General features: G+C 48.9%; 9 protein-coding genes. 3 read left to right on the forward strand and 6 right to left on the reverse strand.

Translation table 11 applies throughout. From position 1 onward, the window contains the following. Positions 1 to 10 precede the first annotated feature (10 nt). The 6 genes from CIL02_RS00705 to CIL02_RS00730 form a co-directional block, all read right to left on the reverse strand. Positions 11 to 1,288, reverse strand: coding sequence for an ATP-binding protein (locus tag CIL02_RS00705; protein WP_094398573.1), 1,278 nt, complete (start codon positions 1,286 to 1,288; stop codon positions 11 to 13). A gap of 280 nt (positions 1,289 to 1,568) precedes the next feature. Then, positions 1,569 to 2,513, reverse strand: a complete 945-nt coding sequence (locus CIL02_RS00710; protein WP_094398604.1) for a lysophospholipid acyltransferase family protein — start codon at positions 2,511 to 2,513, stop codon at positions 1,569 to 1,571. A gap of 64 nt (positions 2,514 to 2,577) precedes the next feature. After that, on the reverse strand, positions 2,578 to 4,404 hold the full coding sequence (locus tag CIL02_RS00715; protein ID WP_094398574.1) for an ABC transporter ATP-binding protein: 1,827 nt from the start codon (positions 4,402 to 4,404) through the stop codon (positions 2,578 to 2,580). A 3-nt stretch (positions 4,405 to 4,407) separates the two neighbouring features. Next, positions 4,408 to 5,739 carry a tRNA (N6-isopentenyl adenosine(37)-C2)-methylthiotransferase MiaB gene (miaB, locus tag CIL02_RS00720; protein WP_094398575.1) on the reverse strand — a complete coding sequence of 444 codons (1,332 nt, stop codon included), beginning with the start codon at positions 5,737 to 5,739 and terminating at the stop codon, positions 4,408 to 4,410. Between the two features lie 85 nt (positions 5,740 to 5,824). Beyond that, positions 5,825 to 6,811, reverse strand: coding sequence for a phosphatase PAP2 family protein (locus tag CIL02_RS00725; RefSeq protein ID WP_094398605.1), 987 nt, complete (start codon positions 6,809 to 6,811; stop codon positions 5,825 to 5,827). After that, on the reverse strand, positions 6,808 to 7,800 hold the full coding sequence (locus CIL02_RS00730) for an NAD(P)-dependent oxidoreductase (protein WP_094398576.1): 993 nt from the start codon (positions 7,798 to 7,800) through the stop codon (positions 6,808 to 6,810). The genes CIL02_RS00725 and CIL02_RS00730 overlap by 4 nt, the downstream gene beginning before the upstream one ends. Before the next feature lie 133 nt (positions 7,801 to 7,933). On the opposite strand from CIL02_RS00730, the gene rnr reads away from it, so the two are divergent. The 3 genes from rnr to mutS all read left to right on the forward strand — a co-directional run bounded on the left by rnr (position 7,934) and on the right by mutS (position 13,520). Beyond that, positions 7,934 to 10,141, forward strand: a complete 2,208-nt coding sequence (gene rnr, locus CIL02_RS00735; protein WP_094398577.1) for a ribonuclease R — start codon at positions 7,934 to 7,936, stop codon at positions 10,139 to 10,141. A 38-nt stretch (positions 10,142 to 10,179) separates the two neighbouring features. Beyond that, positions 10,180 to 10,830: a hemolysin III family protein gene (locus tag CIL02_RS00740; RefSeq protein ID WP_094398578.1), complete on the forward strand. Its 651-nt coding sequence runs from the start codon at positions 10,180 to 10,182 to the stop codon at positions 10,828 to 10,830. Between the two features lie 65 nt (positions 10,831 to 10,895). After that, positions 10,896 to 13,520 carry a DNA mismatch repair protein MutS gene (mutS, locus tag CIL02_RS00745; RefSeq protein ID WP_094398579.1) on the forward strand — a complete coding sequence of 875 codons (2,625 nt, stop codon included), beginning with the start codon at positions 10,896 to 10,898 and terminating at the stop codon, positions 13,518 to 13,520. Positions 13,521 to 13,643: the final 123 nt, after the last annotated feature.

Consider the following 13,643-nt stretch of genomic DNA (forward strand, 5'->3'; position numbering starts at 1 on the left):
TTGACAAGCTTTAATCTTTCAGGCTTCCTACAGGTACTACCCATACCCCGTCATCACGTTGGTAGGCATAGTCTCCCAAGCCTGTCATTACCATTAAGAATGAAGGTGTCTTCATCTTTGTCGTGTCTATCTTGCCAGCCAATTCCTTGAGGGTGGAAGCACCTTCTTCTATGAGGCTGTCACCCCCGAGCTTTATTTCAATAAGTCCGTATGATCCGTTGCGAAGATGAACGACTGCATCGCATTCCAGTCCGTTCTTGTCACGGTAATGATAAACCGTGCCGCCCAGTGCGTCGGCATATACTCTCAGGTCTCTCACGCACATGGTCTCGAAAAGGAGTCCGAATGTATTAAGGTCGTTTATCAGGTCTTTGGGGCCTAATCCCAATGCCGCTACAGCTATTGAAGGGTCAACGAAGTATCTTGTGTCTGATGTCCGTATGGCCGTCTTGGAGCGCAGGTTCGGATTCCATGCAGGCATATCCTCTATGACGAATATCTTCTCCAGAGCCTTGATGTATGCCCCTATAGTGTCATCGTTGACGGTCATGGCATCGTTGGCTTTCACATCGTCCTTTATCTTGCTGATGGAAGTCTGTGAACCTTGGAACCGTGCGTATGAGCGCATAAGCCTTTTTGTACGTTCCGCATCTCTCTCCACATTGTCAACTCTGCTTATGTCTGCATTGACAACGGCATCATAGTAGTCGAAGACCCTTTCGAGTGCAACATCCTTCTTTTGCATGGTAGCCTTTGGCCAACCACCACGGCACACGAGAAACGCCATGTCTTCAAGGCTCTTCTCATCCGTAATGGCAGTCTGTGCGTTACCATTGAACAAAGCTCCAAGACTGATAATGCCGGTTGAGTCTTCCGACTCCCACAGACTCATGGTGCGCATTTTTATTCTTGCGAAGCGTCCTGTGCCTGTATGCCATATATCATCGGTCTTTGCAGGTACGGCAGATCCTGTAAGAATAAAGAACCCTTCGCCGTCACGGTGGTCTACTTCAAAGCGTATGGTGTCCCACAGGCTTGGAGCAAGTTGCCATTCGTCTATCAGTTTCGGTGTCTCGCCTTCAAGAAGGGTTTGCGGACTCATCTTTGCCAGTTGCATATACATGCTGCTCTTCTTGGGGTCGTTCATATAAACGATGCTCTTTGCTTTCTGCTCTGCACAGGTTGTCTTGCCGCACCATTTAGGTCCTTCTATCAGTACGGCTCCTATGCCTTCAAGCTTCCTGTTGAGCAAGGTGTCTACAATGCGTTTCTTATACCTGTTTATCATATTTTTTGATTTATGCTGCAAAAATAGCATAAATAATTGAGAACCACAAGTTTTCTTTTGGCTATTTTATATCTGTTCGGCAATTTGGCTGAGTTTCGTTCGGCAATTTGGCTGAGTTTCGTTCGGCAATTTGGCTATGTAAGTTTTGAATTACGAATGTTGAATTGTATTCTCACTTTGCTGCAATTAAGAATTATGAGTTTTGAATTATGAATTACAAATTATTCTCGCTTCGCTGCGATTAAGAATTAGGAATTAGGAACTCGTAATTCATAATTAGTTAACTTTTTGGTATCACCTTGCCATTAACGACATCAAAATGTTTGTCAAACTCTTTCTTTGTGCGTTTCCATCTGTTGTGGGTCCATAGGTAGTATGCTGGTTCTTTGCGTATAGTCTCTTCAAGCATAGCAAAGAATCGTTTTGTAATCTCGTGCTCAGGCATTGACTGAGGCTCTTTAGTTATGAGGTGATATGTACACGTATAATAACCTCTTTTTGGTCGTGACATCTCCACGTAATATACAGCGTTATTCATTTTCCTCATAAGCCGTTCAGAGCCTGTGAATACCGGTGTGTCATGATTGAGAAAAGAGAGCCAAAGGTGTATGTTCTCCCATTTTGGAGATTGGTCGGCTATATATCCGAATATAGAGTTGATACCATCACGCTTGTATGCTACGAGGTATCTGAGAATGTCCTTCTTAGGTACAGGTACACCATTGGGCAGACATGAACGTATCTTTCTCCATAGTCTGTCAACGACATTATTGTATATTGGGTGATACACCAGTCCCACTTTACTTCTTTCTGGTAGGTCAAGACCAACACATGACAGCCATTCCCAATTGCAATAATGGCCTAAAATGGCACCAACAGATTGCCCATTACGGAAGCATTCGACAATCTCATCGTTGTTTGTTATTGTGAACCTTCTACGCAGTTCGCTTTCGCTTATACTTAATAGTTTCACAGACTCAACGACATAGTCGCACACCCAATGGTAGAATTTTACCTCTATTTCTTTTAACTCTTTGTCTGTTTTATTTGGGAATGATGTAGATAGATTGCGCCTAACCACTTTTTTCCTGTAACCTACAACTTTATATACTATAAGGTAAAAGAAGTCGGATATACAATATGAGATGCGTAATGGCAGTAATGACAGACTGTAAAACAGTGCATACGTAATGCCATATAGTATATCATTGATGATTTTTTTCATATCTTGTTCTTTAATTGTTTTCCGTATCTCCAAACCTTATGTTTTACAACTGTTGATAAAGTTCCTATTGCTGCATGTCATGCAGTTTCCTGTAATATCCGTTGGCAGACATCAGCTTATCATGACTGCCTTGTTCCACTATGTGTCCTTCGTGCAGTACGTATATCTCATCGGCGTTCTTTATAGTCGACAGGCGGTGTGCTATGGCAACAGTTGTGCGTGTCTTCATAAGGCGTTCGAGAGCATCCTGGACAAGTCTCTCGCTTTCTGTATCAAGAGCCGATGTAGCCTCGTCAAGTATCAATATAGGCGGGTTCTTCAGTATGGCGCGTGCTATGCTGACCCTCTGTCTTTGTCCTCCGGAAAGTCGTCCGCCGCGGTCTCCAATGTTGGTATTATACCCTTCTTCCGTCTGCATTATGAAGTCGTGTGCGTTGGCTATGCGTGCAGCCTCTTCTACCTGTTTCATTGTGGCGTTCTCTACCCCGAAAGATATATTGTTGAAGAAAGAGTCGTTGAAGAGTATCGCCTCCTGGTTGACATTGCCTATAAGCAGTCGGAGGTCGTGTATGCCAAGGTCCTTGACGTTGACTCCATCTATGAGTACCTCGCCCTCCTGCACGTCATAGTATCGTGGTATGAGGTCAACGAGAGTGGACTTGCCTGAGCCACTCTGTCCTACGAGTGCTATTGTCTTTCCTTTTGGAATAACTATATTTATATCCTTGAGCACCCATTGCTGGTCGTACTTGAAACTTACGTGGCGGAACTCAATCTGGTGTTCGAAGCTGCTTATGTGTACAGGCTTCGCAGGTTCCCTGATGTCGTTCTCTGCAAGGAGAATCTTGTCGACACGCTCCATGGAGGCAAGCCCCTTGGGAATGTTGTACCCAGCCTTGGAGAAGTCTTTCAGTGGCTGTATGATAGAGTAGAGGATGATGAGATAATAGATGAATGTCGGAGCCTCTATTGTCTGGTTGTTGAGTACAAGTACACCACCGAACCACAATACAATAACAATCATTACCGTGCCGAGGAACTCGCTCATTGGGTGTGCCATCTGCTGCCGTATGTTCACCCGTTTTATATGGTTGCGGTATTCGCTGTTGATGCGGTCGAAGCGTGAGTTCATCTTTTCCTCAGCGCAGAAAGCCTTTATGATGCGCAGGCCGCCGAGTGTCTCCTCAACCTGGCTCATGGTGTCGCTCCACAGGCTCTGTGCCGTGATGCTGCGGGCTTTGAGCTTTCGTCCTACAAATCCCATAAACCATCCGAAGATGGGTACAAAGATGATGGTGAAGAGTGTGAGCTGCCACGATATGATGATGAGTGTCGAGAAGTAGGCGATGATAAGGATAGGGTTCTTGAACAGCATGTCGAGGCTCGACATTATGCTGTTCTCGATTTCCTGAACATCACCGCTCATTCGTGCTATTATGTCGCCCTTGCGCTCTTCTGAGAAAAATCCGAGTGGCAGTGAGGTTATCTTGCGGTACAGTTGGTTGCGTATATCACGTACCACACCAGTCCTGACAGGTATTATTGTTGCTGACGACAGGAAGTAGGCTGAGGTCTTGAGGAATGTCATGAAAGCCAGGAACAGTCCGATGACGAGTAGGGTAGTGGTGGCACCCATCTCGCCGATGAGCTGCTGCACGAAGAAGTTGGCATTGTTTGTAACCACCTCGCGTGCCGATGCACTGCCCCAGGCAATATATTGCGTTGCTGTTTCGGCATCACCTGTGTTGAACAGTATGTTAAGTATTGGTATGAGGGCTGCAAACGAGAAGATGTTGAGAATGGCCGACAGAATGTTGAATGCCACGCTCAAGGCAAGATATTTCTTGTATGGCGGTACAAACCTCCGCAGAACCTGTAGGAACTCTTTCATGGCCTATACCTCCTCTGCGAATAGTGTAGCTGATGTAGAGCTGGTGATACGTACCTTTACGATGTCTCCAGGCTTGTGGCTTCCACGTGCTATGATGACGGCCTTGTTCTGCTCTGTACGTCCCATTAGTTGCTCACGGCTACGCTTTGCATACGACTCTATGAGTATGTCGAACTCCTTGCCCTCGTCCTGCTTGTTGCGCTCTGCGCTAATCTGTGTCTGTAGCTGTATGAGTTCGTTGAGGCGTTCAATCTTTGTTTCCTCCGGCACGTTGTCGGGCAGATGCTTTGCCGCATACGTTCCAGGACGCTCGGAATACTTGAACATGAATGCGGAGTCGAAGCCAACCTCCCTGACGAGGTCAAGGGTCTGCTGATGGTCCTCGGGTGTCTCGTCGTGATAACCCACGAATATATCCGTAGTTAGTCCGCAGCCTGGGATAATCCTCCTGATGGCCTCTACCTTGTCGAGGTATTCCTGTCGTGTGTATTTGCGGTTCATCAGCCTGAGTATCTTGTCGCTTCCACTCTGTGCGGGGAAGTGTATGTGCTTGCAGATATTGGGCTCTTCGGCTATGGCGTGAAGAATGTCCTCGGTCATGTCCTCGGGGTTTGACGTTGTAAATCTTACCCTCATGTCAGGAACCTCGTGTGCAACAGTCCTCAGGAGTTGTGCGAATGATGTTCCATTCTCTGGTCTTGAGCCGTTGGGAAGCAGTCCGTATGAGTTGACATTCTGTCCGAGAAGCGTCACCTCCTTGAAGCCTTTGGCGTGCAGGTCTCTGACCTCAGCCAGTATGCTCTCCACGTCACGGCTTCGCTCCCTTCCTCTTGTGTAGGGAACGATGCAGTAGTGGCAGAAATTGTTGCATCCCCTCATAATGGTTACGAAGCCGCCAACATGATTGCCTCCAAGTCGTTGTGGCACTACGTCACGATATGTCTCGGTCAGCGACAGCTTTATGTCTACGGCGTTGTTGCCGTTCTCACATTGGGCTATCATGTCGGGGAGGTTCAGGTAAGAGTCTGGTCCGCATACCAGGTTGGCATGATGGTTGGCAATGAGGTCGTCCTTTACCCTCTCGGCCATACATCCGAGTACGCCGATAATGGTTGGCGACGTCTTCTTGCGTGCCATGGCATGCAGAATGTCGAGGCGGTTGTAGACCCTGTTCTCGGCATTCTCGCGTATGGAGCATGTGTTGAGGAAGATGGCGTCGGCCTCGTCCTCGTTCTCGCAGATGTCGTAACCGGCCATCTTCATTATGGAGGCAACGACCTCCGAGTCGGCTACGTTCATCTGACATCCGTATGTCTCAATAAATAATTTCTTCATCACTCAAACTCGTATTAATAGCGGTGCAAAGTTAGTTATTTTTGTTCAATCCTCCAAACAACCATGCTTATAGCTTCTCCATTGCCTATCGCCGTGCCTTCCCTGTGAGCATGTTGGCAGACAGATGCATGAAGAGGAAGTAGAATGCCACACCAGTGAACAGTCCGGCAATGGCATCAATGGCATAATGCGCCATGATGTAAACCGTGGCGAGACACATGAGCAGGAAAAACGGCAACATGAAGAAGAACATCTTGCGGTTCCCGCTGTGCCACGCAAGCAGCATGAGCACGGTGGTTATGCCAACGTGCGAGCTTGGGAATGCTGCTGTTGGGCGCTCTCCGGCATCGTGTGCCTGCTCCACAAGATGATAGAACGGACCGTCTGTCCAGCCAGGGCTTATCATTCTCTCTGCATGAGTGCTGAAATAGTCGTTGAGGTTTGGGAATATGCCTTTTGCTATGTCTTCAAGTCCTACTGCATGATAGTAGTATTGCGGGCCTGTAACAGGCAGGTAGATGAATATCACGTAATATGCGAAGAAGGATGCTAGTATGACGAACGATGCACGCTCGAACTCACCGTAGCGGTAGAAGAAATAATACAGCGTAACCAGAACTATAAGGGGATAATAGCTGGCATAGCCAAGGTCCATAAGCTCGCTGAACCAGTATTGAGGCATGGACTGATGGAACAGTAGTGCAGGCTGACACCCGAAGACGCTCTGCTCGGCTGTCGCAAATATATGGTCGAGGTTGGGGAACACCCTGTTTATCTCGAATGTGTCTGGATACCACCATCCGAGGAGTATGAGCTGCACAATCACTCTTACCAGTCTTGTGGCCTTGCATGGAAGCAGCCTGTACACAAGCCATACGGCAAGTGTGCATGCCAGCACGCGAAGCCTTCCCCATATCATGGCGTCGGGATGCTGCAGTTTGGTAGATATGAATAGTACGGTGAGCATGGTGAGCATGGTATATGCTACTATTACCCACTCTATGGCGAACAGTCCCTTGTGCGGTTTCTTTTCCAGACTGAACAGGCCGGTTATGTCTTTAGTCCTAATCATAGCCATTTGTTTTCCTTATACCATTTGATGGTCTCGTGTGTGCCACGCTGCAGGTCGTATTGCGGACGATAGCCCAGTTCGGTAATGGCAGGCTTTATGTCGCACCGCCAGTTGCGTTGCTTAAGAATGTTGAACTTGTCGCGGTTGAGGGCCGACACCTTGCCTGTTGCCTTGCTTATTCGCTCTGCTATGGTTGTAACGGCCTTCAGAACCCAGATGGGTGCTGTTATGCGTATCCACCATGGCTTGCCCAGCTCTTCGTGTATGTAGTTGCTGAAATCGGTAGAGTGGTATACATTGCCGTCGGAAAGGAAATATTTGTGTCCGTCGCGTCCCTTCTCCAGTGCGAGGAATACCGCCTGCACCACATCCATGACATACACGAACGTTATGTCCTGGCGCTTGTAGCCCACGGCGAAGTCCATGTGCCGGCTTATGCTCTGTGCCATGAGGAAGTAGTCTTTCTCCCTTGGGCCATAGACACCAGTCGGTCTGAGCGTCACACAAGGGAATGACTCCAGGCTGTCTATGTATTTCTCCGCCTCAAGCTTGCTGCGTCCGTATTCTGTGTTTGGCTGTGGTGTGTCCTGATTGCTTATCTCCGCATACGGCATCTTCTCCCTGATGGCTCCGAAGACGCTTAACGAACTTATGAATACCATTCTCTTTATTGGTATGCCCATGTTGATGATGGTGTTGACAAGATGGCGTGTACCCTCGGTGTTGACCTTCCGGAAATCGGCAGGGTTGCTGCATTTGGTAACTCCCGCTGCATGAACGACATAATCAAACACGTGCCCTGTGAGTTGTTCTCGCAGTCTGTCCTCCGAGCTCAGGTCAAGCTCGATAAAGTTTATTCTCTTGTCTGAGAGGTATTCGCGGCTGCTGCTCTTTCGTACTGCTGCCCACACTTCCATACCTCTGTCGATAGCTTCCTTTACTATGAAGCTGCCAATGAAACCACTGGCACCTGTAACTAATATCTTCATCAAAATGAAATGCGATGGTAATATAAATGTTACAAAGGTAATAAAATCCCGTTTAATTGCAAAATATTCCAAACGAAATAACAATTTATCAGTTTTATTTCGTTACTTTGTATTCAACTAATATCTATAAATCATGGGAAAAGCTAAAAGAATGGCCAAGCGCATGGGCAAGAAGCAAATAGTGGAGAAATTGTCGGAGTTGTTCTCGTCACAGCCGGGTAAGTCACTATCCTTTAAAGATATATTCAAGGCACTTAAACTGGTTACGCATCCGCTAAAGATGCTTGCCATGGATACTATGGAGGAGATGGCTTGGGACGATTATCTAGTCAAGACATCCGATAACTCATACAAGCTCAATACCAATGGGCAGGTGCAGGAGGGAACGTTCGTGAGGAAGCTCAACGGCAAGAACTCCTTCTTACCGGCAGATGGTGGCAAGCCCATCTTTGTGGCTGAGCGCAACTCCATGGGTGCGCTCAATGGCGACAAGGTGAGGGTAAGCTTCATGGCCCGCCGCACCAACCATATCAAGGAAGCGCAGGTAATAGAGGTTCTTGAGAGAGCCAAGGACACATTTGTCGGAAGATTGATGGTAGACAGCGATATAGCATATCTCGTACCGCAGAACGATGTGTTCTCGCACAATATAATCATCCCCAAGAAAAAGATTAAGGGGGGAAAGACAGACGACAAGGCTCTGGTAAGAATTGTACAATGGCCTGACGAGGAACGGAAGAGTCCTGTTGGAGAGGTTATAGACGTGCTCGGACAGAGTGGTGACAACGATGTAGAGATGAACACCATCCTTGCTCAGTACGGACTGCCGTACAAATATCCGAAGGCCGTAGAGGATGCCGCAGCCAAGATTACCGGAGAGATTACTCCCGAGGACCTTGCCGAGCGAGAGGACTTTAGGGATGTTTTCACATGCACTATTGACCCGCGTGATGCCAAGGACTTCGATGATGCGCTTTCAATAAGGAAACTCGACAGCGGACTGTGGGAGGTTGGCGTGCATATTGCCGACGTGTCGCATTACGTTACCGAGGGAAGCATCATCGACAAGGAGGCCGTAAAGAGGGCCACGTCGGTATATCTCGTCGACCGTACTATTCCTATGTTGCCAGAACACCTTTGCAACTTTGTATGCTCGTTGCGTCCCGACGAGGAGAAGCTGTGCTACAGTGCGATTTTTGACCTTGACGATGATGCCAATGTCAAGAACTACCGCATAAGGCATACCGTAATAAAGAGTGACAGAAGGTATGCCTATGAGGAGGTGCAGCAGATACTTGAGGACAACGGAGTCGTTGACGGCACTGGGCAGCCCGCTCCACCCGCTACTCCCGACAAGCCGTACCGTGGAGAGAATGCAGCCTTGCTCATCAAGCTTGACGAGCTGGCCAAGAAGCTCAGGGCGGCAAGGTTCAGGAATGGTGCGGTGAAGTTTGATTCAGAGGAACTGCACTTTGATGTCGACGAAAAGGGAAAGCCCATACGCTGCTACTACAAGCGTTCGAAAGATGCCAACAAGCTCATCGAGGAGTTCATGCTGCTTGCCAACCGTACCGTTGCCGAGAGCATAGGCAAGGTTGCCAAGGGCAAGAAGGCAAAGACATTGCCATATCGTATACACGACAATCCTGACCCACAGAAGCTGGAGACGCTCAGGCAGTTTATCGTAAAGTTTGGCTATAAGGTGAAGACAGAGGGTACACGCGGGGCTATGGCCAAGAGCCTTAACAAGCTTATGGACGACTCCGACGGCAAGCCAGAGCAGAAGGTTATACAGAGGGTGGCACTAAGGGCTATGATGAAGGCTAAATATTCCGTACACAACATCGGACACTTCGGTCTCGCCTTCGACTATTATACCCATTTCACCTCACCCATCAGACGCTATCCCGACACCATGGTTCACAGGCTTCTGACCAAGTATCAGGCTGGTGGACGCTCGGCCAACGAGAAGCATTACGAGGAACTGTGCAAGCATAGCTCTGACATGGAGCAGATAGCACAGAACGCAGAGCGTGACTCGATAAAGTACAAGATGGTTGAGTTCATGGCCGACAAGATAGGCGAGACTTACGACGCGCATATCAGCGGAATAACAAGCTACGGCATATATGCCGAGATTGACGAGAACCATTGTGAGGGCATGGTGCCCATGCGCGACCTTGATGACGACTACTACGACTTCGACGAGCGCAACTTCTGTCTTGTTGGCCGCCGCCGTCACCACAAATACCAGCTTGGTGACAAGATAAGGATTAAGGTGGCATCAGCCAATGTGGAGAAGAAGCAGCTCGACTTTGTCTTGGCGGCGAGCAAGAAATAGGATTGCAGTGAGGCTTTTTAATATCCGACTAACAGGACATGAAGATACATTTCAACCATAAGGAAGAACTCTGGAACTCATGGTCGCACGCCGGAGGCATAGCCATGGGCGCAATAGTGGGTATCGTCTTCCTTGTGTGGTGTGTGCAGGGCGAGAACGGATGGGCAACGGCGGGCATAATACTCTACCTCTTCGGCATGCTCATGTCGTATCTCGCATCTACAGTTTACCATGCGTTGTCTGCCTGGAGCAAGTGGAAGGAAAGGTTGCGCAAATGGGATCATGCGGCAATATACTGGAATATTGCTGGCAGCTACTCGCCGATAACCCTGATTGCCCTGCGCGATCAGGGGTATTGGGGATGGGCGTTGTTTATATTTGTATGGACGGCGGCCATTGTGGGAACGGTGATGAGCTTCGTAAAGCTAAAGGACCACAGCAATCTCGAGACACTATGCTTCGTAGGCATGGGAATGAGCGTGCTGGTGGCCTTCAAGCCACTTGTCGACAGCGTATCGCCAGCTGCCGTTATGTGGATAATAGGGGAGGGGATAGCCTATATCACGGGAGCTGTCTTCTACAGCCTGAATAAGAAGCGGTTCATGCATACCGTCTTCCACTTTTTCGTTCTGCTCGGTAGTCTGTGCCATATCATTGCCGTATGGGACATTTTGATGGAATATTTGTAAATATCATTTTAAATTCGTAACTTTGCCGCTACGTTCGAAAATTAGGAAACTTATCTTCAGATAATATGGCAAAGACAGAGAAGGGACTGACGCCGATGATGCAGCAGTTCCTTAACTTAAAGTCCAAACATCCAGATGCCCTGCTGCTGTTCAGGTGTGGGGACTTTTACGAGACTTATTGCGACGATGCTATCGAGGCATCGGGCATTCTTGGCATAACGCTCACGAGAAGGAGCAACGGCAACGGACAGAAGGACACTCCCATGGCAGGATTTCCCTATCATGCCCTCGATACCTATCTGCCGAAACTTATTAGGGCAGGCAAGCGAGTGGCCATCTGTGACCAGCTTGAGGACCCGAAGCTTACCAAGAAACTTGTCAAGAGAGGCATCACGGAGCTTGTGACGCCAGGTGTCGCCATGTCCGACAACGTCCTCAACTACAAGGAGAACAATTTCCTTGCGGCTGTGCATTTTGGTAAGGGCGCATGCGGAGTGAGTTTCCTCGACATCTCTACAGGCGAGTTCCTGACAGGGCAGGGCACCTACGACTACATAGAGAAGCTGCTTGGCAACTTCTCGCCAAAGGAGGTGCTGTACACAAGGGGACGCAAGCAGGATTTCGAACGCTACTTCGGCAACAAGTTTTGTGTCTTTGAGATGGACGAGTGGGTGTTCACGGAGCAGAACGCAAGGCAGAAACTGCTAAAGCATTTTGGAACGAAGTCGCTCAAGGGCTTCGGTGTCGACCATCTGCACAGCGGCATAGTGGCAGCAGGAGCCATCATGCAATATCTGGAGATTACGCAACACACAAGTATCTCGCATATAACATCGCTATCAAGAATAGAAGAGGACAAGTATGTCCGGCTCGATAAGTTCACCATACGCTCGCTTGAATTGCTCCAGCCCATGCAGGATGATGGGGCGAGTCTGCTCAATGTCATCGACAGGACAGTAACGCCTATGGGAGGCCGACTGCTTCGCCGATGGGTTGTGTTTCCGCTCAAGGATGAGTCTCCGATAAGACAAAGGCTCGACATGGTTGAGCATTTCTACCGCGAGCCAGATATAAGAGAGGTGATAGATGAGCAACTACATCGCATAGGCGACCTGGAGCGCATCATCTCGAAGATTGCCGTGGGAAGGGTGTCACCAAGGGAGGTGGTGCAGCTGAAGACGGCCCTTGAAGCTTTGGCTCCTATAAAGAGGGCCTGTTTGGAAGCCGACAGCAAGGGACTGAACATGATGGGTGAGCAACTGAACCTGTGCGAGAGCATCAGGGAGAGGATAGAAAGGGAGATACAGCCAGACCCTCCGCAGCTTGTCGCTAAGGGTGATGTCATAGCTACAGGCTACTGCAAGGAGCTGGACGAGCTGAGGGAGATATCGCATAACGGCAGAGGATATCTGCTCGAGATACAGCAGCGAGAGAGCGAGGCTACGGGAATAGCATCGCTAAAAGTGGGCTACAACAACGTCTTCGGCTACTATCTGGAGGTTAGGAATACGTATAAGGACAAGGTACCGGCAGAGTGGGTGAGAAAGCAGACCTTGGCTCAGGCCGAGAGGTATATCACTCAGGAACTGAAGGAATACGAGGAGAAAATACTCGGTGCTGACGAGAAGATAGTGGCACTTGAGACAAAACTCTTCAACGAGCTTGTGGTAGACATTCAGGAGTTCATGCCGCAGATACAGATTGACGCCAACGTGGTGGCTCATCTCGACGTTTTGCTGGGCTTTGCAAAGACATCTGAGGAACACAGGTATGTCAGACCGGTGGTTGACTCGTCGGACGTAATAGACCTCAAGCAGGCACGACATCCCGTCATCGAGATGCAATTGCCAGTAGGGGAGAGGTATGTGCCCAACGACATATTGCTCGACAGCGAGAAACAGCAGATAATAATCATAACAGGACCAAACATGGCAGGAAAGTCCGCTCTGTTGCGTCAAACGGCTCTCGTGGTACTGATGGCGCAGATGGGGTGCTTCGTGCCCGCAGAGAGCGCGAGAATAGGCTTGGTGGACAAAATATTCACACGAGTGGGAGCGTCAGACAATATCTCGCTCGGAGAATCTACGTTTATGGTGGAGATGACCGAGGCATCTGACATTCTAAATAATGCCACACCCCGCTCGCTGGTGCTGTTCGATGAGCTGGGACGCGGAACGTCTACTTATGACGGCATATCCATAGCCTGGGCCATAGTAGAGTATCTTCACGAGCAACCGAGAGCCCGGGCCAGGACACTCTTTGCCACGCACTATCATGAGCTTAACGAGATGGAGAAGAACTTCCCAAGGATAAAGAACTACAATGTGAGTGTGAAGGAGGTCGATGGTAAGGTTATCTTCCTGCGAACGCTTGTCAGGGGAGGGTCTGAGCACTCGTTCGGTATACATGTTGCCGAGATTGCCGGTATGCCGAGAAGTATCGTCAAGCGTGCGAACGTTATATTGCAGCAGCTTGAGGCCGACAACTCCCAGGTGGGAAGCGTTGGCAAGCCGTCGACGGGAAATATTGCCCAAACAAGAGAGGGCGTACAGCTGAGTTTCTTCCAGCTTGACGACCCCGTGCTGAGCCAGATAAGGGACGAGATACTGCACGCCGACATCAATAACCTCACTCCCGTTGAGGCGCTGAACAAGCTTAATGACATTAAGAAGATACTGACAGGCAGGTAGAGGGCAAAATACACCCGGGTGAGTGACCGGTCTCACCTGCTTGAGTAGCCTATCTCACCTACGTGTGTTGCTTATTTTACCTACGTGCGCTGTAACTAACACGGGCTGCAAGTCGATGCTTGC

The organism is Prevotella sp. P3-122, assembly GCF_002251365.1.
Lineage (GTDB): Bacteria > Bacteroidota > Bacteroidia > Bacteroidales > Bacteroidaceae > Prevotella.

Coding starts and splice junctions, on each gene's coding strand:
- CIL02_RS00710 (WP_094398604.1), bottom strand. CDS start 2,513: ATGAAAAAAATCATCAATGATATACTATATGGCATTACGTATGCACTG.
- rnr (WP_094398577.1), top strand. CDS start 7,934: ATGGGAAAAGCTAAAAGAATGGCCAAGCGCATGGGCAAGAAGCAAATA.
- CIL02_RS00740 (WP_094398578.1), top strand. CDS start 10,180: ATGAAGATACATTTCAACCATAAGGAAGAACTCTGGAACTCATGGTCG.
- CIL02_RS00725 (WP_094398605.1), bottom strand. CDS start 6,811: ATGATTAGGACTAAAGACATAACCGGCCTGTTCAGTCTGGAAAAGAAA.
- CIL02_RS00705 (WP_094398573.1), bottom strand. CDS start 1,288: ATGATAAACAGGTATAAGAAACGCATTGTAGACACCTTGCTCAACAGG.
- miaB (WP_094398575.1), bottom strand. CDS start 5,739: ATGAAGAAATTATTTATTGAGACATACGGATGTCAGATGAACGTAGCC.
- CIL02_RS00715 (WP_094398574.1), bottom strand. CDS start 4,404: ATGAAAGAGTTCCTACAGGTTCTGCGGAGGTTTGTACCGCCATACAAG.
- CIL02_RS00730 (WP_094398576.1), bottom strand. CDS start 7,800: ATGAAGATATTAGTTACAGGTGCCAGTGGTTTCATTGGCAGCTTCATA.
- mutS (WP_094398579.1), top strand. CDS start 10,896: ATGGCAAAGACAGAGAAGGGACTGACGCCGATGATGCAGCAGTTCCTT.